General features: G+C 60.3%; 18 protein-coding genes, 1 pseudogene and 1 CRISPR repeat array (1 of these 20 cut by a window edge). Of the genes and pseudogenes, 4 read left to right on the top strand and 15 right to left on the bottom strand.

Annotated features, from left to right (window positions below):
* A CRISPR array of direct repeats spans window positions 1–478; the repeat unit is 36 nt; unit sequence GTTCCATGGCCCCGCCCCACGCGGTTATGGTAGACT; it reaches 280 nt to the left of the window's first position.
* 93 nt (window positions 479–571) lie between these two features.
* Window positions 572–1517, top strand: a protein-coding gene (locus ACYQ1P_RS00250; RefSeq protein WP_460018340.1) for an IS630 family transposase whose coding sequence is annotated in 2 segments (ribosomal slippage) — window positions 572–910 and window positions 912–1517 — 945 coding nt in all. Because the reading frame shifts where the segments join, the coding sequence is not laid out codon by codon here.
* A gap of 345 nt (window positions 1518–1862) precedes the next feature.
* Here ACYQ1P_RS00250 and cas2 read toward each other — a convergent pair.
* Entirely contained in the window at window positions 1863–2180 is a 318-nt protein-coding gene (cas2, locus tag ACYQ1P_RS00245; RefSeq protein WP_460018373.1) for a CRISPR-associated endonuclease Cas2, read from the bottom strand.
* The gene (cas1, locus tag ACYQ1P_RS00240) at window positions 2158–3072 is read right to left on the bottom strand and encodes a type II CRISPR-associated endonuclease Cas1 (RefSeq protein WP_460018372.1); all 915 of its coding nucleotides are present in this window, start codon (window positions 3070–3072) and stop codon (window positions 2158–2160) included. The genes cas2 and cas1 overlap by 23 nt, the downstream gene beginning before the upstream one ends.
* Window positions 3073–3723: 651 nt before the next feature.
* Here cas1 and ACYQ1P_RS00235 point away from each other — a divergent pair.
* Window positions 3724–4902 (top strand): tyrosine-type recombinase/integrase, encoded by a 1179-nt coding sequence (locus ACYQ1P_RS00235; protein WP_460018371.1) that lies wholly within the window; start codon window positions 3724–3726, stop codon window positions 4900–4902.
* A gap of 224 nt (window positions 4903–5126) precedes the next feature.
* Here ACYQ1P_RS00235 and ACYQ1P_RS00230 read toward each other — a convergent pair whose 3' ends face one another.
* The 4 genes from ACYQ1P_RS00230 to ACYQ1P_RS00215 form a co-directional block, all read right to left on the bottom strand.
* Window positions 5127–7730: an SUMF1/EgtB/PvdO family nonheme iron enzyme gene (locus tag ACYQ1P_RS00230; protein WP_460018370.1), complete on the bottom strand. Its 2604-nt coding sequence runs from the start codon at window positions 7728–7730 to the stop codon at window positions 5127–5129.
* 77 nt (window positions 7731–7807) lie between these two features.
* A complete protein-coding gene (locus ACYQ1P_RS00225) occupies window positions 7808–8407 on the bottom strand; it encodes a hypothetical protein (protein ID WP_460018369.1) in 600 nt (199 codons plus the stop codon).
* Window positions 8408–8506: 99 nt separating this feature from the next.
* Window positions 8507–10300, bottom strand: coding sequence for a caspase family protein (locus ACYQ1P_RS00220; RefSeq protein WP_460018368.1), 1794 nt, complete (start codon window positions 10298–10300; stop codon window positions 8507–8509).
* A 98-nt stretch (window positions 10301–10398) separates the two neighbouring features.
* The gene (locus tag ACYQ1P_RS00215) at window positions 10399–12411 is read right to left on the bottom strand and encodes an SUMF1/EgtB/PvdO family nonheme iron enzyme (protein ID WP_460018367.1); all 2013 of its coding nucleotides are present in this window, start codon (window positions 12409–12411) and stop codon (window positions 10399–10401) included.
* 352 nt (window positions 12412–12763) lie between these two features.
* On the opposite strand from ACYQ1P_RS00215, the gene ACYQ1P_RS00210 reads away from it, so the two are divergent.
* Window positions 12764–16099, top strand: a complete 3336-nt coding sequence (locus tag ACYQ1P_RS00210; RefSeq protein ID WP_460018366.1) for a tetratricopeptide repeat protein — start codon at window positions 12764–12766, stop codon at window positions 16097–16099.
* 15 nt (window positions 16100–16114) lie between these two features.
* On the opposite strand, the gene ACYQ1P_RS00205 is transcribed toward ACYQ1P_RS00210, so the two are convergent.
* Genes ACYQ1P_RS00205 through ACYQ1P_RS00170 form a run of 8 tightly spaced genes read right to left on the bottom strand, consistent with a single transcriptional unit; the run spans window position 16115 to window position 21095 of the window.
* Window positions 16115–16624 carry an OmpA family protein gene (locus tag ACYQ1P_RS00205; RefSeq protein ID WP_460018365.1) on the bottom strand — a complete coding sequence of 170 codons (510 nt, stop codon included), beginning with the start codon at window positions 16622–16624 and terminating at the stop codon, window positions 16115–16117.
* Between the two features lie 56 nt (window positions 16625–16680).
* Entirely contained in the window at window positions 16681–17400 is a 720-nt protein-coding gene (locus ACYQ1P_RS00200; RefSeq protein WP_460018364.1) for a hypothetical protein, read from the bottom strand.
* A gap of 3 nt (window positions 17401–17403) precedes the next feature.
* On the bottom strand, window positions 17404–18270 hold the full coding sequence (locus ACYQ1P_RS00195; RefSeq protein WP_460018363.1) for a hypothetical protein: 867 nt from the start codon (window positions 18268–18270) through the stop codon (window positions 17404–17406).
* 3 nt (window positions 18271–18273) lie between these two features.
* Window positions 18274–18669, bottom strand: coding sequence for a hypothetical protein (locus ACYQ1P_RS00190; protein WP_460018362.1), 396 nt, complete (start codon window positions 18667–18669; stop codon window positions 18274–18276).
* 12 nt (window positions 18670–18681) lie between these two features.
* The gene (locus tag ACYQ1P_RS00185) at window positions 18682–19182 is read right to left on the bottom strand and encodes a hypothetical protein (RefSeq protein WP_460018361.1); all 501 of its coding nucleotides are present in this window, start codon (window positions 19180–19182) and stop codon (window positions 18682–18684) included.
* A 1-nt stretch (window position 19183) separates the two neighbouring features.
* Window positions 19184–19579, bottom strand: a complete 396-nt coding sequence (locus tag ACYQ1P_RS00180) for a hypothetical protein (protein WP_460018360.1) — start codon at window positions 19577–19579, stop codon at window positions 19184–19186.
* Between the two features lie 27 nt (window positions 19580–19606).
* Window positions 19607–20488, bottom strand: coding sequence for a hypothetical protein (locus ACYQ1P_RS00175; protein WP_460018359.1), 882 nt, complete (start codon window positions 20486–20488; stop codon window positions 19607–19609).
* A gap of 28 nt (window positions 20489–20516) precedes the next feature.
* Window positions 20517–21095 (bottom strand): hypothetical protein, encoded by a 579-nt coding sequence (locus tag ACYQ1P_RS00170; protein WP_460018358.1) that lies wholly within the window; start codon window positions 21093–21095, stop codon window positions 20517–20519.
* A 161-nt stretch (window positions 21096–21256) separates the two neighbouring features.
* Between ACYQ1P_RS00170 and ACYQ1P_RS00165 the strand changes: the two are divergent.
* Window positions 21257–21527: pseudogene (locus ACYQ1P_RS00165) on the top strand (transposase domain-containing protein); the annotation flags it as partial.
* Between the two features lie 134 nt (window positions 21528–21661).
* Here ACYQ1P_RS00165 and ACYQ1P_RS00160 read toward each other — a convergent pair.
* Window positions 21662–23683, bottom strand: a complete 2022-nt coding sequence (locus tag ACYQ1P_RS00160; RefSeq protein WP_460018357.1) for an SUMF1/EgtB/PvdO family nonheme iron enzyme — start codon at window positions 23681–23683, stop codon at window positions 21662–21664.
* Window positions 23684–23820: the final 137 nt, after the last annotated feature.

Below are 23820 nucleotides of genomic sequence, written 5' to 3'. Positions count from 1 at the left end.
ACGCGGTTATGGTAGACTGAGCCTTGCACGGACCGCTATGGGGCGCTCGTTCCATGGCCCCGCCCCACGCGGTTATGGTAGACTCGGAATGTGGCATCGTCTAACAGGCCGTGGGTTCCATGGCCCCGCCCCACGCGGTTATGGTAGACTTTGTCGACCAGCAGATCGGTGAGCACCATAGTTCCATGGCCCCGCCCCACGCGGTTATGGTAGACTATTGCGGAACGTACCTCCAAGGGCGTCCGGTTCCATGGCCCCGCCCCACGCGGTTATGGTAGACTCCAGGGCGGCGATGGTCGTCTGAGCCGAAGGTTCCATGGCCCCGCCCCACGCGGTTATGGTAGACTACAGGCGGTCGAGTATCCCCGCGCTCCCAGGTTCCATGGCCCCGCCCCACGCGGTTATGGTAGACTTGGTTGCCCGCGTAAAAGTCACCTACGAGGTTCCATGGCCCCGCCCCACGCGGTTATGGTAGACTAGAGCGGGATGAAGCCGGAGTGAATCGAAAGGGGATTCCCAAAGTCTCGCAATTCTGATTCAACATACTGGCTGGAAAAGGAGGCCAGTATGGATGACGAAACCCTATTCGAACGATCTCCGCGAGCGTGTGGTCGCCGCCGTTGAGGAAGGCGGCCTCTCTCGGCACCAGGCCGCGGCGCGGTTTGCCGTTGGTGTCAGTTCGGTCATCCGCTGGGTGACCCGTTTCCGCGAGACGGGCAGTGTTGCGCCCGACAAGATGGGAGGGAACCGGCCGAAGACAATCCGAGGAGAACACCGTGATTGGCTTATCCAGCGGTGCAAGGAGAAGGACTTCACGTTGCGTGGGTTGGTGGCGGAACTGGCCGAGCGCAAGGTGATGGTCGACTACCGCAGCGTCTGGGAATTCGTGCATGCCGAAAAACTGAGTTTCAAAAAAAAGCGTCCTTCCCAGGGAACAGGATCGGCCCGACGTGGCGCGTAAGCGTGAACAGTGGAAGGCGTATCAGGACCGGGTGGCCATTGATCGCCTAGTCTTCATCGACGAAACCTGGACCAAGACCAACATGGCGCCGCTCCGGGGATGGGCGCCGGTCGGCCAAAGGCTCGACGCCAAGGTGCCGTATGGCCACTGGAAAACCATGACCTTCCTCGCCGCGCTCCGCCACGACCGCATTGAGGCGCCCTGGGTTCTCGACGGGCCGATCAATGGCGAACGCTTCCGGGTCTATGTCGAGAAGGTGCTCATCCCCACCCTCAAGCCCGGCGATATCGTGGTCATGGACAATCTCGGCAGCCACAAGGGCGAAGCCATCCGCCGCCTCATCCGAGGCGCGGGTGCCAAGCTGTTCTTCCTGCCGAAATACTCCCCCGACCTGAACCCCATCGAGCAGGTCTTTGCCAAACTCAAGCATCTGCTGCGCAAGGAGGCCGCGCGCACCGTCGATGCGCTCTGCGAGGCCATCGGAAGGCTACTCGATGCCTTCCCGCCGCAGGAATGCGCCAACCTCGTCAGAAACGCCGGATATGGACCAACCTAAATTCATCCCGCTCTAAGAGCCGTATTGGATCTCCCTGCCGCACGGTTCCATGGCCCCGCCCCACGCGGTTATGGTAGACTTTGTCAGGCTTGACACTTCCGCAGCACCTAGTTCCATGGCCCCGCCCCACGCGGTTATGGTAGACTCATCCGTTTCGGTAGTCCGGCCCGCCGCCGGTTCCATGGCCCCGCCCCACGCGGTTATGGTAGACTGATAGCAACTCTTTCTATGTGGGGGACCTTGTTCCATGGCCCCGCCCCACGCGGTTATGGTAGACTGATACCCCCGATATCCCCTTGAGAAAGAAGGGTATATCGGGGTTTTTGCTGGCAGAATTCGGGCCTTTCAGAAGAGTCTGTACTGTTCCGGCGGGTTGAAATCCGCCGAGTCGAGGGTGCCGTATCCACCTCGGACCCAGCGCCGCATGTTGACCATTTGCCGATCGGTCAGTTTCAGGAGGCAGACCGAGCCCCGCTCGGGCACCGCTTTTTCGACCCGCCGCTCGAAGGTCTGGGCCCGTTCCATGGAGCCACAGAATCGACCATAGATCGAATAATGAATCCGGTCGAACCCTTCCTTGAGCAGGAACTTGTGGAAATGGGTCGCGGCCTTGCGCTCCTTTTCCGCCACGACGGGGAGATCATAAAATACCAGAATCCACACTTTTCGCCAACCTCCGGGCATCGTCCGCGCTCCCGATCTGTGTGGGCAAACTCAATCGGCTGGCCCGCTTTTCCAAAATGGCTTTCAACGACTGGCAGAAGAGCTGCGTCGATGTGCGGCAGGTGATCCATTGCCCTCCATGGCGCACCGGCCAGTCCCCCAGACCACCCAAGGCGCTTTTCGCCGACGGGTCGAGGGGGATGCCGCGTCCGACGAGATCCAGGACCAAGGCATCCACCAATGGGCGATAGGGCTCGATCAGATCATCGGCCAGATTGCCGTCATTTTCGGCATTGTCGTGGTGAATCCCCAAGGATCGGTGCAGACCCGTGGCATGCAGATGCCGTCCGATCTGCCCGCGCAGCACCGCATAGCCGAAATTCAGCAGAGCGTTGGTGTCGTCCTCGGCATGGCGCCGAAAAGCCGCGCCGAACAGTTTGGGCCAGTAGAGGCGGGCGGCCTGGGCTTCCCTGTTTTCCGGATCGCCCGCCGTCACAGCATCCGCCAGTTTCAACAGGCGCGCCTCCTTGTGACGGGAAGACTCCAACAGGGCCGCCTGATTGCGGATCTTGACCCGCACGATCTCTCGCCACAGGGCCTGTTTCTTGCGCGGGTTCAAGGTGGCCTGCAAGCGCAACAAGCGCGCCGATTGCACATGGCCGCCGACCAGCGGTCCCAGGCTGGAAACCGGGGTGTGCCGGTGATCGCAAATCAGCAGTTCGATCCCTGCGCGTCCCAGCAAGGCCAGGGCTTCGCCGGTGAAGGTCACGGCGGGCACCTGGGCCAGGATCAAGTCCAGATCGTCCAGGTTGACCGTCGTCCCGCCAATGGACAGCAGCCCATGCTGGACGGTGACGACAGTACCCCGAGTGGCGATTTCAATGATAGCCATGAATTATATCTTTACATGGGAAACCCTAATAAGTAGTATATGAGGGTCTACCATGACCGCGTGGGGCGGCTATCCATGGAATAAAACGAAAGTGTCAATTGGAGCGGATTCGCTCTTTCCTCGAAAGGTCTCCTTGGAGGCCTTTCGTTGTTTCCGGGGCGGGCGTCCTGCCTTCGAGCCGTGCCCAAGGCCAAAAAAAACGATCACCGAGGGGGTACGCCACACTCCCCGTAACGGACGCCCCGAAGGGCCTCCAAACTGGACCGGCGATTTCCCAGTTGTCACGATGACCGCAGCCCCGATGATATGGCAGCCCGCCGCACCCGTCCACAGGACAGGCGGTCAACCGCGAATATGTAATTTCGGATTTTGGTTCTGCTGCAAAACCATGTGTCGCGCTACAAGCACGCTGCTTACCCGAAAAGAACAACGCCCTAGCCGAAACCGGCTAAGGCGTTGATTTTAATGGTAGGCTGTGAGGGATTCGAACCCACGACCCGCTGATTAAGAGTTACAGGGTGTATATTATCTACAGCCCTATCGAGGCCTCTTGTGTGTTGATAACTCACAGATAATAAGCTATATTTTTTTCGCATGACTCATCCTGTACTCTCTAGTTTTCCCTAAAAACCTTATTATAACCTTATTAAAATGACCGTCCTTAAGATCACCAAGAGCGTCGTCGATCATGTGGCGCATCCCGCCAAGGGGCAGCGCCTCTACATGGATGCCACGCTGAAGGGCTTTGGCCTGCTGGTCGGGGCCAAGAGCAAAACCTACATTGCCCAACGGGACATTGGCGGACGAGCAGTACGATTTACCATTGGGCGGCACGGTCTGGTTTCGACCGCCCAAGCGCGCAAAGAGGCAGAAGACGCCCTGAATCTTATGCGCAAGGGTATCGACCCGAACAAGGCCAAGCAGGCTGCCAAGGACCGAACCGTTACTCTGGGCGAGTCCGCCGCTCTGTATCTTTCTGGTTTGTCGGGCCGTTCGCCGAAGACCATTGACGGTTTCCGAGATTCGATGCGCCTGTACTTCAAGGATTGGCAAGATAAGCCGCTGGCCGAAATTTCCCGCAAGATGGTCTACGACCGCCACCAGCGCATCGGCAAGACCAGGGGGACATATGCGGCCAACGCGGCCATGCGGGCCTTCCGCGCCACCTACAATCGGGCCATGCGCCAACACGAGGACCTGCCGCCCAACCCCATCGTTAACGTCGACTGGTTCCCCGAGAAGCCCCGCGACGCCGCAATAACTGCCGACCGGCTGCCCGCATGGTATGCGGACGTCATGGCGATCAAAAACCCGGTTCGACGGGACTACTACTTGTTCGTCCAGTTTAGCGGGCTGCGTCGCCAAAGTGCTGCCGAGATACGTTGGGCACATATAGACCTGGATGCCGGAAACTTACTGGTGCCGAACCCGAAGGGCGGGGCCGCGCGGGCTTTTGTGCTGCCCTTGTCAGATTTCCTGGTCAAAATCCTTCTCCGTCGTAAAAGCGAGAATGACTTAATCGCGGAAGACAGCCCCTGGGTCTTTCCGGCGGCGGGCACCAAGGCCGGACACATTGCCGAACCGAAACTCTCCCCGAAAGAGAAGGCCGCCATGGCGGTTCCGTTTTCCATCCACGGGCTGCGGCATACGTGGATGTCGGCGGCCAATGCGGCGGGCCTGTCCCCCTACGACATGAAGATGCTGGCCAACCACAGTTTGCCGAAGGGCGATGTAACGGCAGGTTATATCAGCCCGCATACCGAAGCCTTGCGGGCCAGCCAGCAGCGGGTGACGGATTATTTAAGAACAGCCTGTAAAATCGGGGATTGAGTAGCTTGATCGCAACTTGAAGACCGTTGGTTAAAACCCTACTCCTGACACCAAATTAGCATAAAAGTTCAATAGGTTACGGTATTATTGATTTTGTCTCAAATGACTCAATCGCCCCCGTGGAGGCACTGTGGAAGCAAGAGGGGGGCTGAATTCTGAGTAGTCGTGCTGTAGGGGGATCTTCTTGACGGGTCTGCTTGTGGATAAGCTTTAGGCACGCATGCCTAAAGCGTCCGGGCAAGGCGGAACCCCAGATAGCTGTCACGGCCGTCTGGAGGGCCCCAGTCGCGATAGGCCGAGCGGAGGTCCCTCGGAACGTTGCTCCAGGACCCGCCGCGAACGACGCGATGGCAGGAATTATTTCCTTCTCTGGCGCTGCCGTCGGTCGGGGTATTGGCGTAGCGGTCCTGGTAACAATCCTGCACCCATTCCCACACATTGCCATGCATGTCGTGAACGCCAAAGGGGTTTGGCTGCTTCCCTCCTACCGAATGAGTTTGACTCCCGCTGTTCTTATCGAACCAAGCAACATCATTCAGGCACAAGTCACTGTTACCGCAGGACCACTTGGTATCCGTCCCGGCGCGGGCCACGTACTCCCATTCCGCTTCGGACAACAAACGATACTTCTTGCCGGTTTTCTTGATCAGTTTCCGTATAAATTCCTGGGCGTCGTCCCAACTGACCTGTTCCACAGGACGGTCAATGCCGCTGAACCTGCTGGGATTGCCCCCCATGATGAACTCCCATTCTTGTTGGGTCACCTCATATTTTCCCACTGCAAAGGCATAGTCGATGGAGACCCGATGGACCGGCTTTTCATCGCTACCGCCGCCACCGCTCAGGTCACCCATGCGGAATGATCCGGACGGGATGACGACCATAACTGGGCATTGCGGGCAATCCTGGAACGATTGGCCGGATTGTTTGGACGCTGTTGCCGTCTTTGGAGGAAATGTGGCCTGGGCAACCACCCCAACCGTTTCGCCGAGCTTTTCCGGCATCAAGTCAACCATTGCCAGTTTATCCTTGTAAACCAGCAGTCCGGCCCCGAATGCCGTCCGGATCTCGATGTCCTCGTTCAGCAGGTCACCTTGAAATACCCCCTGGTTTTCCTTCAAGGTGATTTTGCCGATCACCCGTTGGTTACCCTCAAAAGCGATTTCCTTGATCTTGTCCTTGGGAAAAGCCAATTCGCCGTAGGACGTGCGAACCTTGAACTCGGTGGTCACCAAATCAACAGAGAAGGCATCGGTATTGCGCATCATTACCTGGACGGAAGTCTTCGGGTCGGCTGGCTTGCCCGCTGGGGCGAGCTTAATGCTGGCAACCTTTTCCTTGCGCAGGGGAAGCGGGTTGCCCGCCACCTCAACCTCGATTTTGTCGTCAAGAAGCTGGCCACTGAACCGACCGCCGTAAACGGTGAGGATCGTTTCGACGTTTTTATTGTCACCTGTCAGGTGCAATTCGGCAATCGCCGAACGAGGGACAGCCAATCGGCCATAAGGAGTCAAAATGGATACCGCGTCCTGCAACAGCTTTGCCTTGAACCTGTCGCCGTTGCGCATCAAGACATCATCGGGAACTTGCGGAACTGCCGCCAGGGTGGGCTTGTCTGGCGCAATTGCCTTGCCTGTTACGATCTTTGGGCGTGCGGGAAGGGCTTGCAGGTTCACGTCCGCCACGACAATTTGGCCATTGCCATCCAATGAAGAATGCTGATCGCGACCGTAGTCCCGACGGGCGGCGAAGGTCATCTGATCATCCAGGTAGGCTTTCAGCCCGGCTAGGGTGATACGCCCGGTGCCGTTGCCGTAAGTGCCCTTGGCTGCCTCCCCATGCAGGCCACGCAACAGGTACTCGGTAAACAGACCGTGTTCCGCCTTGGCATCCCAACTGGCGACTTCGTCCGCCTGAGCCGCCGTCAGTACATGAACGCGGTTCCCCGACGCCGGGAGGTGAGGCTCGACCGTCAACCCAGACACCCCCGTTACCATTTGTCCCGCGAAACTGGTGCCGGAAAAGCAGGCATCAATGAAGACCTTCACGGACTTAGCCTTAAGGCTTTGGAGATTACTCATCATCATGTCGAGGGAATAGCCGGTCAATTCCGCCCGGTTGGGATCGCCATCAACGGGCAGCAGATAGCCTCGCTTGTCCTTCAATCCCGGCACCCCATGACCGGAATAGAAAACCACTACGTCCGTCTGATTGCCACTGACAAGGTCGAAAATCCGCCCTTTGCCGTTCTCGTGCCCCCCAAATACCGCAGTCAAATCACCCAATGTAGCATTTCGCAGGTCAATGAGGTTTGCTGGCTCGACGCCCAGGACATTTAGCGCATACCATCCAAAGGCCGCCGCATCGTTCTCCGCGTATAAAACATCTGGAATGGGTGCCTTGTAATCCCGATTGCCAATGATCACGGCGATAGTTGTTTTACTGCCTTGTGGGGTCACAACGGGAGCCGCTGTTTCTGCCTGGAGTGCCGCCGCCTGGACCTGATTTGAACGCGGCGGGGTATCGGCGCCTGAAGACGTACCCGAAGACGCCTTTCCCGGTTTTGAATTTCCTTCCTCATACCGCTGCTTGAAATTCTCCGACCAATTGGCATCGTTGTGCAGAATCTCACGTGTGGTTGAGAGCGCGTTATCCGCTTCACTGGAATTCGGATCGCCGCCCGATTGGCCGATGGCCCAACGGCCCAACTTGTCCAGCAAATCGGCACTCTGTGCAGAACTGACGGACAGCCCCAGCAGAAGGAGCAAACCGAGGAATGCAGCCATGCGGGTCATGCCCCGTGATACGGATAACTTGGAAATACGCATTTCATCCCCCAACTCATGCGGCTCGCAAAGCCTAACATCTCTTGTGAAAAGTTAAAACCACCCACAACAACGCTAGATCAGTGTTTGTCCTCTGGCTTCGGTGGGATGGTGGGAACAAACTTGGACGGCGTATCGTGCAGCAACCCCTTGCCACCAAACCGACGGAGATATTCGGCGACGGCTCCTCCCTCATTGTTTTTGTCAAAGCCAATGATTCCAGCTTTTTCAAAAGTCTCCATGGACGTGGATTTGACGGGAGTAAGTGATAAGACCGGTGGATCACCGTTCACCTCGTAGGCCGCAAACATCCACATTTGCGTTCCTTCGCTCGTTCCCAGAAGCATGTTGACGTAATGCACCCCCTCAATTTCTGAGAAGTGACCCTGCGCAACATTCCAGCCATCCGGTTTATGGGGATCAAGGTTGATAATCACCAAGCGTTCATTCTGACTGCCACTGGCATCCCGGCCAATGAGCTTCATCTTACCGACATAGACGAAATCATCGTGCTTTGGGCTCAGAGGCGTCCAGTGGCCAAAGAGGGCTGTGGCCTCTTCCGGCAATGCGCCGTCCTGCGCTGGCGTCAGCGGTGAGTTATAACCCAGCTTGATGGACGTACAGGCACCTAAGGCTGCACAGACCAACACCAACGTCATGAACTTCAAATGACTTTTCATCAACTTCTCCCACCCTGGCTCATTTACCTTGATCAATGGCAGTGGCAGAGCGGTTTTTTGATTTGATCGTACAGAATGGCCTTGGGAAGCGGAGCGAGATCAGCGTGCTGAAATTTTCGCCGTCTGCAGGGATCGAGATGCCGTGAAGCCGAAGTAGGGGTTCATTGACACCCAGGGCGTCAACTTGGCGATGATATTGCCTCCGTCGGCGCGGACCACCAACTCCTTAAGGTAGTCATTGGCGTACATGCCATGCTTGAGCAGGATTTTGATCGTTTCGCCATTGGCCCGATGACGGATAGTTGTCTCGCCGCTGTTCGTGCCGTTGCGAGGGGAATCTCCGATGGTAATCTTGATCCGTTGGCTTCCCATTGCAACCGACTGACCGCCACGCAGAACAACGGCTTCGAAGTCACCGGTGCGGTCGAATTTCAGTCGAGTGCTCACCTGCTTCAGCCCCACCGCCTGATCGGCCTGAATGTCCATGGCATGATGGCCGTTGGACGAGAGGCGTAATACATCCCCGCCGGCTAACGGGCGATCCAGGTCCACAGAAACCGGGACAACGGCCCCATTCTCGGCGATGTCCGGTGCCTTCAGTGTCAGCCGCGAGGGTGCCGGGGCGGCGGGACCGGTGCTCGGTGTCAGGCTGGCCTGCTGGTTGTCCGGGTTGGACCAGGTTTTTTGCGGAACGGCGACTGGCGCGTCGGTCATGACCGGTTGGTCGCTGACCAGGGATTCGTGGATGAAGGCCTCGGTGCCATTGACCGCGATGCGGTACCAGGTTGCCCCGGCGACGACGGTCTGACCGGTGGCGGCGATCACCGCGCCCTTGCCCACGAGGCCTTTCTTATTGGAGGTGACCGACGGCAGTTCACGCAAATTGGCGTTGCCGCGAATGAACAGGGCCCGATTCAGCGGAGATATTTGATAGCTTGGCGGTGCAGGCTCCGGCGGCAGGGAGGCGACTTTCAGTTCCTTGACCTTGACCTGGGCCAGCGGCGCGAAGGCCCCGTTGGGATATTGCGACAGGTAGGCCTCGAAGCTGGCCGGATTGCGGCTGTCCTGGATCGATTGCCAGAACAGGGCCTCCTTGTCCACGGCGGCAGTGGGCAACGGGAGGGCCGCAGTTTTTGTCCCCGGCTTGAAATAGAAATCGCCGGTCAGCGAGGTATTGATCCAGGGGGTCTGCTTGCCGTGAGTCTGCTGATTGACCCGGCGCGCCGTCTCCTTGAAGACCTGCTCGACAGTCAGGCCCGGCTGTTCCAGCGCCTGCAGGAACTGGCCGGTGAATACGCCGTTGCCGCCCTTCGGCCCGTCCTGGGCCGACTCCCCGGGCCCGGCGGAATAGAGCATGGCGACCCCCTTGACCCCCGAGGGCACCTTGGCCACTGTCAACCCCCGGCTCGCCGAGCGGCTGCGCCGGGGTAGCGGGTTGTCGCGACAGGCGTCGAGGATTACCACGTTGATCGGGGCCCCGGCATTGCGCATGGTATCGAGGAGCGCGGTCGCCTCGACGGCTTCGAAGCGGAGATCCTCCTCCACCTCGACACGGGCATCGGTCGGAATGAGATAGTTCTTGCCGTCGGCCTGGATGCCATGCCCGGCATAGAACACCAATCCCGCGTCGCCGCCGGACAGTTTGCCCTCGAATGCAGACAGGGCCCGGCCCAGTTCCCGCCGTCCGGCGTCGGTCTTCAGGATCACCTCGAACCCGAGGCCCTTCAGCTTGGCCGCCACGTCCTTGGCGTCCTGCACCGCGTTATGCAGGCCCGGCAGGGTCGCGTAACTGTTGTTGCCGATCACCAGCGCCACGCGCTTCTCGGCCTGGGCCGGGAGGGTCCAACCCAGAAACACCAGAATGACCAGACCAATCGAAAGGCTCCGTCGCATGTCAAAATCCCATTTTTAAATCCGCTGGGGGCTGCGCCCCCAGACCCCCAAAAGGTAAAAGGGTTAAAACATAAAAGGTAAGCTTTAGGCATGCATGCCTAAAGCGTCCGGGCAAGGCGGAACCCCAGATCGTCGTTACGGTAGTCAGGTAGGCCCCTGCTGCGATAGGCCGAGCGGAGGACCCACGGATTGCCGTACCAGGACCCGCCGCGAAGGACGCGATTGCAGGAATTATTTCCTTCTCTGGCGCTGCCGTCCGATGGGGCATTGGCGTAGCTGTCGTTCCAGCAGTCCTCCGTCCATTCCCAAACGTTGCCGTGCATGTCGTGAACGCCAAAGGGATTGGCCCGGAAACTTCCCACCGGAGCCGTCTCCTTGTTATCCCAGCGGCTGCCACAGCCGTCGCAGTTGGCATTGCCCGATCCGGCGCTGTTGCCCCAACTGTACGTCGTCGTCGTCCCGGCGCGGGCCACATATTCCCATTCAGATTCGCTCAATAGCCGATAGCGCTGGCCCGTCTTGCGGTTCAGCTTTTGGATGAACGTCTGAGTATCGATCCAGTATACGTTCTCCACCGGACGATTGCTGCCCTTGAAATAGCTCGGGTTGCTGCCCATCACCGCCTGCCATTCGGCCTGCGTCACCTCGTATTTGCCCACCGCGAACTGATAACCGATGTTCACCCGGTGCACCGGCTTTTCGTTATCGTAGCCATCATTCGAGCCCATCTGGAATGATCCGGACGGGATCACCACCATCTCCGGGCCGCAGAATGCCCCGGAGGGTGCGTAACGTCCTGCCGTCGCCACATAGGCGTTCTCGCAGTCCCGAAAGATATCTCCGGGGGACAGATTCCCCGTGCGGACCGGTGCGGCAGGGCGTATGGGGGCAATGGGGAGCGGCTCCCGCTCATCCAACAGGCTCCCATAGACATACCCGGCTTCCCCATTGGCCAAGGCCACCCGGTACCATGTCGCCCCGGAGACCTCCGTCCTGCCCGTCACCCCCACCGGACGACCGGCATCCAGCAAACCCAGCTTGTCCGATGTCGCACTCGGCTCAGACCGAACGTTCGCCGTCTTTACCGCAAACAACGTCTCGTCCATCATCTGAACCCGATAACTCGGGCGCGGCGCTGGCTGGGGCTCCGGCGGCAGGGAGGCCACCTGTTGCGGCTTGTACTGCGCCGCCCGGCTGCGGGCTAGAGCCGCAAAAGAACCGTTGGGATACTGGCTCAGATAAGCCTCATAGTCAGAAGCCTGCTTGCTGTGCTGGATCGACTGCCAGAACAGGGCCTCCTTGTCGGCACCACTCGACGTCACCGACACCGCTGCTGGTGTCCCTGGCTTGAGATAAAACGCGTCACCCCCCAGCGAGGTGTAGACATAGGGTTCCTGACGCCCGCTGGTGGCCTTGCGGACGTTATCGGAAACCTTGCCGAACAGTAGCCGGATTTCCAGTCCAGGGGTTTCCAGGTTGGCCAAAAGAGCCTTGGTGAAGGGGCTGTGTTTCCCGGCCCCATCCGACGCCGTGTCGCCCGCGCCGGTGGCGTAGGCGATCAAGGTCTTACTGACCCGCCCGCCGATCACCGCCAGACCCCTCCCGACGCTGGAGGAGCGGGATCCCATGGCACGGGACATGCTGTTGGCCAGGGGATTGTCGCGGCAGGCATCGAGCAGCACCATCTTCAGCTTCTTGGCCCCGGCCAGTTCATCAAGGATGAAGTTCATGGGGATGGCCTGCCAGTTCAGATCCTGCTCCCGCGCCAGCCGGGCATCCACCGGCAGCACATAGTTGGTGCCGTTCACTTGCAGGGCATGGCCTGCGTAGTAGACCGTTGCCACATCAGCATCAGCCGCCTTGCGGCCAAAACCAGACAGCAGGGAACGGAAGGCGTTGATGTTCAGGTCGTAGCCATCGACCACGTCGAAGTCCAACCGGCGCAGAGCAGCGGCGACAGCCTTGGCATCGTGGCTGGGATTGGCCAGCTTGGCCGTGTGCTGATAGGCGGAGTTGCCAATCACCAAGGCCACGCGCTTCTCGGCCTGGGCTGCAGGCCAGGAAGCCAGCCCGCCGATCAGAACGACAATGAACAATAATCCCCGTCTCATGTGATCCCCTCGAACATGATCCCCCCTGGCGGGCAAACATCATACCCCAGCAATCTTGAAAGTTGAACGCCCAAACGGGCCAGGCACAGATGCACATAGATCTGGGTTCTGCAATGAGAGGAGGGGGACGATTTTGTTGAACGAAGGTCAGTGTCTGGAGATTTTTCTCTACAGTTCCAGTGTCATGACGATACTGGTTGTCAAGATCCTGCGGTCATTCAGCTTATCATTACCCTGCAGAATTGTGCCTGGGTGACAACCGTGATAAACAAGAATGCGGGATCCAAGCTCGTTGATGCTGTTGAGAGACATTGTCAATGTGGGGGGCGAGGGAATACCGGGGGGAGTATCTATGCGTCAATCCGTAGCATTGATGATTGTGGCTGTCCTGGCTTTTGCTGGGGCGGGGTGTCAGACAATTCAAGATGTGCTCCCAGATGGTTTGAAACAGGCAACTTCCTTCTTAGGGCCCTATAAGGACGATGATACGTATCGAGCAAATGCGCTTAATGATCAAGCGGTCCAACTAGTTAATCAAGTCCGCTATGCCGAGGCCGAGCACCTATATAAGCAATCCCTGGAGATCAGAGAGAAAACGCTTGGGGCGGATCATGCTGATGTGGCCCAGAGCCTCTACAACCTTGCCAATCTCTATAAGGAGCAAGGCCGCTACACCGAGGCCGAGCCGCAGTACAAACGCGCCCTGGCGATCCGGGAAAAGGTTCTGGGGCCGGACAATGTGGCTACGGCCAGCGTTATCAATAACCTTGCCTTGCTCTACCAGGCGCAAGGCCGCTACGCCGAGGCCGAGCCGCTGTACAAGCGGGCCCTGGCGATCATGGAAAAGACCATGGGGACGGAACATCCACATGTCGCTTACCCCCTTAAAGGCCTTGGCTGGCTATATTATTTGCAACGCCGTTACGCTGAGGCCGAGCCGCTGTTCAAACGCGCCCTGGCGATCCGGGAAAAGGTTTTGGGTCCGGACAATGTGGATACGGCCTGGGTTATCAATAACCTTGCCGCGCTCTACAGAGTGCAAGCCCGCTACGCCGAGGCTGAGCCGCTATACAAGAAATCCATGGCCATCTTCGAAAAGGCCAGTGGTCCGTGGAGCACGGATGTCGCTTCGGGTCTCAATAACCTAGCGCTCCTGTACAACTCCCAAGCCCGCTACGCCGAAGCAGTACCTCTGTACAAACGCGCCTTGGCTATCCAGGTGAAGGTCTATGGTGCCGATCACCCGGAAGTGGCCCTGACGACCGGCAACCTTGCCAATCTCTATGAGAAGCAAGGCCGCTACGCCGAGGCTGAGCCGCTGCACAAGCGGGCCTTGGCGATCCGGGAAAAGACTCTGGGGACGGAACATCCTCATGTTGCGAGCAGCCTTAAAACCCTTGGTGTGCTGTATTATTTGCAAAGCCGATACGCTGAGGCCGAGCCGCTGTTCAATCGCGCCCTGGCGATCCGGGAAAAGGTTTTGGGTCCGGACAATGTGGATACGGCCTGGGTTATCAATAACCTTGCCGTGCTCTACAAAGCGCAAGACCGATACGCCGAGGTCGAGCCGCTGTACAAGAAATCCTTGGCCATCTTCGAAAAGGCCAGTGGTCCGTGGAGCACGGATGTCGCTTCGGGTCTCAACAACCTAGCGCTCCTGTACAACTCCCAAGCCCGCTACGCCGAAGCCGTACCTCTGTACAAACGCGCCTTGGCTATCCAGGTGAAGGTCTATGGTGCCGATCACCCGGAAGTGGCCTGGACGACCGGAAACCTTGCCAATCTCTATAGGAAGCAAGGCCGCTACGCCGAGGCCGAGCTGCTGTACAAGCGGGCCCTGGCGATCCGGGAAAAGGTTCTGGGGACGGAACATCCCCATGTGGGATCCACTCTCAACGGAATGGCTGTCTTATTTAGCGACCAGGACCGATACGATATCGCTTTGACTTATAGTCGCCGTTCCACGAACATTCGTCGCCATCGGGCCATGGAGGCAGCGTCACAGCTTTCAAGCGGGGGATTAGCGGAACAGCATGATGTTCGAGGTCATTTTGTCAATCACATCGACATCGCTGACCACCTCGCTCAGACAGATGCTGCAAAACGTGATGCTCTGACCGCCGAAAGTTTTGAAGTGGCGCAGTTGGCCTCGGCTTCCAGCACGGGCGCTGCCATTACAGGTGTCGGTGCCCGCTTTGCTGCAAGTGATGATGCCTTGGCGCGCAGTATCCGTCAGCGGCAAGACGAAGCCGACCTCTGGCAACGCCTGGACGACCAAATTGTCGATGCCTTGGGCAAGCCTGCCGATAAGCGCAATATGAAAACTGAGGCCAAACTTCGGGCAGAGAAAGAGGCCGTAATAAAGCGCATCTCGGCACTGGATAAGGTGCTGGCACGGGATTTCCCTGACTACTTCGCGCTGACTTCACCTGAGCCGCTTCCGTTGGCCGAGGCGCAACAGCTTTTGGCCCCCGATGAAGCCATGCTCGTCTATACCGTGGAGAAGAACGCTGTTGATGAAACCAAGAAGCCCGAGGAGAGCTTCCTGTGGGTCGTCCGCCCCGACGGCACTACCCTGTATCGGCTGGAAACCGGCAGCAAGGACCTCAAGGAGTCCATCACCCAACTCCTGGCGACTGTCGATCTGAGCAAGGCAGGCACAGCCAACGGACTGCCACCCTTCGACACCAAGACCGCGCATGATCTCTATACCAAGCTGCTGGCCCCCGCCGAAAAGAGCCTTAAGGGTGTTCACCACCTGTTTGTCGTCCCCGACGAAGCCCTCGGCAGTCTGCCTCTCGGCACCTTGGTGACCGCCAAGCCAAGCGGGACTCTTAAATCCGCCGCCGACTACCGCAATGTACCCTGGCTGGCCCGCCGCTATGCCCTGACCACCCTGCCCTCGGTATCCTCCCTCCGCGCCCTGCGCCGCTTCACCAAGGTGGCGATGGCTGGCAAGCCCTTTGCGGGGATCGGAGATCCGGTGCTCGACGGGAGTCCTGGAATCGACCGGGGTCTGACACTGGGCAAGCTGTATACATACAAAGGCACCGCAGATATCCGCGCTGTACGGGGCCTGCCTGCCTTGCCGGAAACGTCCGGTGAACTCCATGCCATGGCCCGCATCCTCGGAGATACACAATCCGCCCTGTACCTGCGCGACAAAGCCCGAGAGAGTACCATCAAGAAGGCGAAGCTGTCTGACTACCGGGTGCTGGCTTTCGCGACTCACGGCCTCGTGGCGGGCGATCTTGAAGGCTTGGCTGAGCCCGCCCTGGTTTTGACCCCGCCGGACCGGGCGACTGCCGAGGATGACGGCCTGCTGACGGCCAGTGAGGTGGCCCGGGACCTTAAGCTCAATGCCGACTGGGTGATCCTATCGGCCTGTAATACCGCCGCCGCCGATGGCACGCCCAATGCCAGCGCCCTGTCGGGTCTGGCCAAGGCGTTCTTCTACGCGGGCAGCCGGGCGCTGTTGGTTTCCCACTGGCCGGTGGAGTCCAATGCGGCGGTGCGGCTGACCACGGGGGCGCTGAAGGAAGCCAAGGACCATCCGAAGATCGGTCGCTCTGAAGCGTACCGCAGATCCATGATGGCGCTGCTGGATGACGAGACCACCCCGCAATATGCTCACCCAGCCTTCTGGGCACCGTTCTTCGTGGTCGGCGAGGGTGGCTCGGCGAACTAAGGGGTTGCCCTCACATTATTCGGTGATTGCCTCCTCGGTGGCGGGTGTGGCGATGTTGTTTGACGGGGTCACCCGGGGAATATAGGCCATGATCTCGACCCGCCGGTTTTCCGCTCCGTTCGGGTCCAGCGGGTTCTTGAGCCGGGTTTCCCCTTCGCCGCGCGGTGAGAGACGGTCCGGGGCGATCCCGTGAGCCTGCACCAGATACAGGGCCACAGCTACGGCCCGAAGCTCGGAAAGTTCCAGGTTTCGTTCGGCATCGCCGCTGGCGTCTGTATGACCGATGATGTCGAAGCTCAGGGCATTCAGCCGTGGATCCTCGAGGGCGGCCCCGAGGGCATCCAACTGCGCCTCGCCTTGGGCTGTCAGGTCGGCAGCCCCCAAATCGAATTCAACGGTGAGATCCACCGAGCGGGCCTCAGGCAGCCCCTCAAGGCCGCTGATCGGCACCAGACCCTCGACGATGGACTCTGCGTTGAGGCGGCTGTCATCGGCCCGGGCGGGTAAGGCCAGAACAAGGCCCATGACAATGGATATCAAAAATAACGACTTGCTGAACATGATGTGGGTCCCCCATATTTTCAGTTGAAACCATAACGCCGGGCGAGGGCGCTCGTCGAGTATCCCGTGCCACGTCCACTTCTAAAATCCGGCAGGGTTGCCATGATCCGGCGTAGCGCGTCGTCGGTCAGCGAGGGACGCAGGTCGTCATCCCCCGCCATCATCCCGGCCTCCGCGACGCTCAACAGGGCCGACAGGGGCGACAGCGGCAACCCGCCGTCGGATCGGGTGGCGATGTGCCGGGCCTGCCAGAGAATGTCCGCCGACCCTGCCTTGCGCAGCCGCAGATGCAATCCCACCGCCTCGCGGGTCCAGACCAGCGCGTAGACACTTTGCGTGCTCATCACCTCGGTCTCGACCACATGAGTACAGCCGCTTTCACGGGCCAGGGGGATTTCGTCTCGGTTGTCCGCGAGGTCCAATGCCAAATGGCGCGCCATCTGCTGCCGCTCCATAGGGCCGACCACGCGGTCGATCCGACCGGACAGATGGCGGGCGACCATCTCCTCAATCATGGGCGCGGCGGCTGTCCCGTCTTCCGACGTGGGGGCCAACACCACGACGCAGGAAGGGCTTTGGCCATAGAGTGCGCGATCAGAGTGGGTTTCAACGGATCGCCCGAAAATCTCCGAACTTTCCTGTTTGCCGTCATTCCATGCGACGGTGCGCGTGTTGACGCAGCCCGCGAGCATGACGGCAGCGAGGACCGGACCCCATAAATTTCGGCAAAAGGTGAGCATGGCCTAAGTCCCTTTCCGATGGCAGGACGAGGCGGGCAGTCGAAGCACACCAGATCGCCGTTGCCCATCGACCTGGATGTCTAAGAGCAATAGGGACCGGCCTTCCAGGCGATAGCGGGCGTGAATATGTTGGGCTATGGCATAGCCCTTGCCGACCAGCCGGGTGAGCCCGCCGAGCAGTTGCGCATCCTGAGCGCGCGGAAACAGGCGCACGGGGATCAGTTCGGACCGTCCAGCATGGGCGCGTCGCAGATCCTGGATCAGGCGGGCTTCCCGAGGCGGCTGCAACCCTTCCACCTGACGCACGAAGCCGCTGTAACGATCCAGGTCGGGCAGACGGCCCGTCGGGCCGGTTTGCTTGTCAAAAACCAGGCCCTCCGCATTCATCAGCACGGTGGACATCCCGATACAGTGGCTCAGATGGTCATACAACCGAACCCTTGCTGTTGGATCTTCCGGCCAAGCCAGTTCGATAACCGGGCCTTGCCCATGTTCGAGAAAGCGCAGGGCCACCCGTCCTTCCTGAAGGTCCTCTTTGGGCAGCGTCACGACCGCCGATTCCACCGGTTTTTCAGCCTGTTGCAGTTGCGGATGGCGCGGCTCGGGAGCCGTTGGGGCGAGGGGGGCAACGACTTGAACCTCGACGGGCGCGGGCAGGACTGGCGCAAGTGCGGGGAGAGGCACGGGCGGCGGGGCCGGGATGGTGACATGCCGCAAGGTCATGGGGGATGGGGGGGGCACCATTTCGTTTTCAGTCGGTGCCTGTTCTTCGGGGGAAGTGTCGGGACGGGGCAGGATCACCAACAGCAGCGCGCCCAGAACCACCGGGAGCAAACCCATCCAGGGGGTGGTTCGGGCGCGCCGGATCATGGCTCAGTTCCCCAGCCGGTCGAGAAACCGGCCTTCCATGTCGTCGATCAGGCGGGCCAGTTCGCGGCGACGCTCGGTGGGGCTCATGAAGGTCGCCGTTTCAACGGGCGCTTGCGGGACTTCGGTTTGCTGGATCGGCACTTCATGGACCGGTATCTGGGCGACGACCTGGGTCGGTGGCAAGGGCGGCGGTGTTTCCACGACCGGCTCGGGCTCCGCTGCTTGTTTGACCGGCTCGACTTTTGGAGAGGGCAACGGTTCCACGATAGGTTCCGCGCGCTCGACGGCGGGCGGCGCAGCGGTCACATCCGCCAACCAGGCGCGGGGATCGGTTCCGTTGCCGACTGCCAGATAGGCCAGGGCAGCAAAGACGACGAGATTGAACAACAGATAACGCATGATGGGTCTCCCTCAGTCAGATGTGGTCGGGGGCTCGAGCAGGCGGGCATGGCTGACCAGCAACAGGGTGCGCAGCACGGCGGACAGCGGCAGGCCGACCACGGTGGTCAGAAAGGCCATGCTGAACTGGGCCGTCAAGTCGCGGATGATGGCCTGTACGGTATCCGGCCCCAGGGTCTGCTGGGCCAGGGTGCCGATGCCCAGGCTGATGCCGAGCAGGGTATAGGTCAGGGCCAGGGTGGTGATGCCGTTGGCCGCCTGCAGGCCCGCTTCCAGCCACAGCGGCCGTCCGCCGCTTCGGGTGAGTTGGACCCAGCAATAGAGGGCCGTCAGCACCAGGCCGCCGAGCAGCCCGATAAAGGTGATGCCGAAAACTTCGGCGGCGCGGCGGGCCAGTTCGTTGGCATCCATGCTTGTGGCGGCCACGGCGACCGCCGTCACCACCACACCGCCCCCGAGCATCAGGCTGACGGCCTTGGAGCCGGTGTCCAGGGTATTGAGCAGCGCACCCATCTTAGTAGCGCCGCCCGACGCGGGCATTCATCAGGCTGTCGGTGGACAGGCCCACGGTGTCCAGCCAGTGATCGGTGATGCCGCGATCCTTCTCCACCGAGGCATGGACCAGAAAGGTCAGGTCGTAGCTGGCGAAGGCCCGCCGGACCACCGGGGTGTTCTGCCCTTCCAGGGTTTTGTCGCGGATGGCCATGCGTTCCAGATCGACCAGACGATGCTTCGACTGGGCGATTTTCTTCTGCCGCTCGTCGGGGGTCAAATCGGGGGCGAAAATGGTGTCGACCAGGATCGCCCGTTCCCGTTCCAGGTTTTCCAGACTGCCCGCCTGGGCAGCGGTGCTGGCGAGGACGAGGGCGGTGGCGAGAACGAAAGTCTTCAGGGGAAAGAGGGTGGTCATCTCGAAAGTCTCCTTCGAAGAGGGGGATCAGTTGCCGACGAATAAAGAGACGGCGGCGGTCAGGCTGGGTGCGGCGGACTCGTCGGGGCTATCTCCATCGTCCGGGTTGCCGTCCAGCCCTTCGGCCAGGGCGATGGCGTCCAGGGCCACCAGTTTGGCCATGAAGCCGAGGATCTGTTCCTCCTGGGCGATGAGGGCGATTTCCGCCTCCGAGTCAGCGACCAGTTGGCGCAGGTAGTCCTCGCGGCTGATTGCCTCGCCGTCCAGGGTCGGCCCCTGATTCATGGGGTGGGCGGCAATGGCGGCGATCAGGCTGTCCATGGCGGTCTTGTTCTTGGCGTATTCAGCGCCGTAGCGGCTTTCCGAGGCGAACTCGGTGCCGAAAATCTGCGTATCCACCTCGTCCAGGCTGGATTTGAACCGCTCCCTGGCGGCCTGTTGGTTGGCCAGCAGATCGGCGGTCACCTGGTCGGCGGCCCCGCCGCTGCGGCGGGCCTTGTCGAGCAGGCGCTCATAGAGCTTCTTGCGGGTCTCGGCCTGTTTCTGGCGCATTTCCAAACGTTCGCCCATCAGTTGGACATAGGCCTGCTTCTCGGCCAGGAACTGGTGCTGGAGTTCCGTGTACAACGGGCCTTCGGCCTTTTCCGCCGCCCCTTTGAGATCGGCCAAGGTCTGGCCCTTGGCGGTGATCTTGCCGCTGCTGTCGTCGATGGCGGCGGCCAGGGCGGAGGCCTTATAGTCCCGGTCGATGGCCTTTTTCAGCATCTGCGGCGGCAGCTTGACCAGCCGCTCGCTGGCAGACGGGTTCCAGGTCGCGGTGTCGGCCTGGGCCCCCTGGGGGGCGGCGGCCAGCAGTGCCAAAACGGCACAACCGGCGAGCAGGGTGGAACGGAGAGGATGGGTTTTCATGGATCATGTCTCCCTGTGACGGTGGCCGTCAGTTCTGTTTCCAATGGCGGGTGCGGCGCACTTCGTCGCGCAGCGGTTCGCCGATGTTGGCCACCGAGATGGTGTAGGGGGTGGCGCGACCGAAATCGAACAGCACTGAATAAGTGTCGAGGAACGATGCGCCGCCGGTGAGATAGAGGTCCTGGCCCGGAAAGGCGCGCTTGAAGTTCTCCAGATTGGCCCGCGCCGCACTCAGGTCGCCGCCCTTCATGTGATTCTGCACCGACAGGGCATAGGCCCGCATGCGTTCCTCCGGGGCGATGCCGTCGGCTTCCGGCCCCAGGTCGGCCTCGCAGGATTCCAGCAGCCGCGCGCTGGCCAGATACTGGCCGGGGTTGGAGGTCTTGCGGGCTTGCTCGTCGAGCTTCAAGGCGTCGTCGCGGCAGGCCCGGTAGCCGCGCAGGGCTTCCACCTCGGCAAACCGCGCCTGGCGGAAGCCGATGCCTTCGCTCTGCTGGTTGCCGACGGTCTGGCAGGCGGCGAGGGTGGTCCCCGCCAGCAGCACGAGTGCCCCCTTGAGGGCGAAGCGGGAGAAAGCTCCCTTGGTGTTCAGAATATGGGTTTTCATGGTTCGGCCCCGTTGCTGGTTGCGTTCTGAAACCGGCAATGAAAGGCGGAGCAGGATTTTTTTTAAGGACCATGGACTGACCGGATGTGATGCGGTCGATCGGCGGTGGTCATGTGCCCCGGAAGGCGAAATTGTTCATGAGGATGCCCAAGGCGCGCCCCTATCTGGACCACGGCATTTTGGAACTGGACAACAATACTATCGAGAGGGCCGTGAAACCCGTGGCCCTCGGACGTAAAAAATTGGCTCTTCGCCGGTTCCGAGGGCGGGGGCAAAGCCATGGCCATCGCCTTCACCCTGATCGAAACTGCTAAACTCAACCAAGTCGATCCCCAATCCTGGCTCACCTGGGTGCTGGATCGCATCGCCGATCACAAGATCAACCGCATCGACGAATTGCTCCCCTGGAACTACGCCGCCCAAGCCGGATGATCTCGCAGTCCTAATAACAAGGGCGGGTTCACCGGACGGACACTCTCCGGCGGCCAGAGAGGGGGGGGCCTCTCTGGACTCTCCCCAAGAAGTAAAGGAGTAAGGATCCAAGATATAACTTTTAGGCGTATCGCCTAAAAGGTCCTGGCGATGCGGAACCCGTAGTAGTCGCCCCGGTCACCGGAGCTGACCCTGACGCGGTTGGCGGAGCGCAGGAACCTCGGTTTGACGTCCCAGGAACCGCCGCGCAGAACGCGAACGCGACAATCTCCGATTGTGCGTGCGCGACCGTCGGTCGGGGCATTGGCGTAGCTGTCCTGGGAACAATCCTGTACCCATTCCCACACATTGCCATGCATATCGTGTACGCCAAAGGGGTTGGCCCGGAAACTTCCCACCGGAGCCGTCTCCTTGTTATCCCAGCGGCTGCCACAGCCGTCGCAGTTGGCATTGCCCGATCCGGCGCTGTTGCCCCAACTGTACGTCGTCGTCGTCCCGGCGCGGGCCACATATTCCCATTCAGACTCGCTCAATAGCCGATAGCGCTGGCCCGATTTGCCCGATAACCATTTCACATAGGCCTTGGCCGCACTCCAATCTACACATGCCACCGGATGGCTATCAGTCTGCGAAAATCCCGGGTTTCTCCAGCTCTTGCCATCCACCTTTTTCCAGCTACCTTCAAAAACATAACAGCTGTTTCCAGCATCATATCCGGTGGCGCGGACAAATTCAGCGAACTGTCCGCGAGTCACCTCGAACTTGCCCACCGCGAATTGGTAGCCAATGTTTACACGGTGCACCGGCTTCTCGTCACCATCCCCGCCGTTGGAGCCCATCTGGAATGATCCGGACGGGATGACCACCATCTCCGGGCCGCAGAACACCCCCGATGGCACCGACCGGCCCGCCGTCGCCACCAGCGCGTTCTCGCAGTCCCGGAACGTGTTGCCCGGCGACAGATTCCCCGTGCGGACCGGGGCGGCAGGACGCACGGGCGTCGGCTCCCGCTCACCCAACAGGCTCCCATACACATATCCGGCTTCCCCATTGGCCAAGGCCACCCGGTACCAGGTTGCCCCGGAAATCTCCGTCCTGCCCGTCACCCCCACCGGACGACCGGCATCCAGCAAACCCAGCTTGTCCGATGTCGCACTTGGCTCAGACCGAACGTTCGCCGTCTTCACAACAAACAACGTCTCGTCCATCGCCTGAACCCGATAACTCGGGCGCGGCGCAGGCTGTGGCTCCGGCGGCAGGGTGGCCACCTGTTGCGGCTTGTACTGCGCCGCCCGGCTGCGGGCCAATGCGGTAAAGGCTCCATCCGGATACTGGCTCAGATAAGCCTCATAGTCAGAAGCCTGCTTGCTCGACTGGATCGACTGCCAGAAGACGATCTCGGCATTGTTGCCGCTCTTCGTCGCCGCGCTTTTGTTGGCCGCGCCGGGCATGAAGTAAAAGTCTCCCTGCAACGATGCCAGCGACCAGGGCCGCTGCCGTCCGCCTGTGGCCTCAACCACCTCGCGGCTGACCTGCTTGAAGATCTCCTCCAGCTTTAGGCCCGGCTGGCCCATGGCCTTCAGCAACGCTCCGGTAAACAGTCCGTGTCCGCCTGGGTCGCCGTCCTGGGCCGTCTGGTTGGGCCCTGCGGCATAGAGGATCGCCGTGCCCTTGGCCCCCCGAGGCATGTTCAGTACCGTCAGGCCACGGGCCGCCGACCGGCTGCGCTTGGGCAACGGATTGTCCCGGCAGGCATCGAGTATGATGATATTCATCGGATTGCCCGCCCGCTCCATGGCGGCGAGGATGCGTTCGGCGGGCAGGGCCTCCGCCGCCAGATCGGATTCCACTTCCACATCGGCGTCGGTGGGGATCAGATAGTTGTGGCCGTCGGCCTGGATGCCGTGCCCGGCATAAAACACAAGGCCGGTGGCACCACCGGATAGCTTGCCCTCAAAGGCGTCCAGGGCGCGATACAGGTCCCGCTGACGGGCGTTGAGCTTGAGGGTGACGTCAAAGCCGAGGGACCGGAGTTTGCTGGCCATGCCCTTGGCGTCGGTCTCGGCGTTGTTGAGACTAGGCAGATGCCGGTAGTCGTTGATGCCGATCACCAGGGCGACCCGCTTCTCGGCTTGGGCGGGAGCTGCAAATGCCATCGCCACTATCAAGCAGAGGTAGAATATAATTGTTCGCTTCATCTCTGCCTTCCTTGCGGCTCTCGCTGGGGACTGAGCCCCCAGACCCCCAAAAGGTAAAAGGGTTAAAACACATAAGGTAAGCTTTAGGCACGCAT

The organism is Magnetospira thiophila (assembly GCF_054657015.1).
The sequence above is the reverse complement of the archived record's forward strand: the minus strand, read 5'-3'. Positions and strand labels throughout refer to the sequence as shown.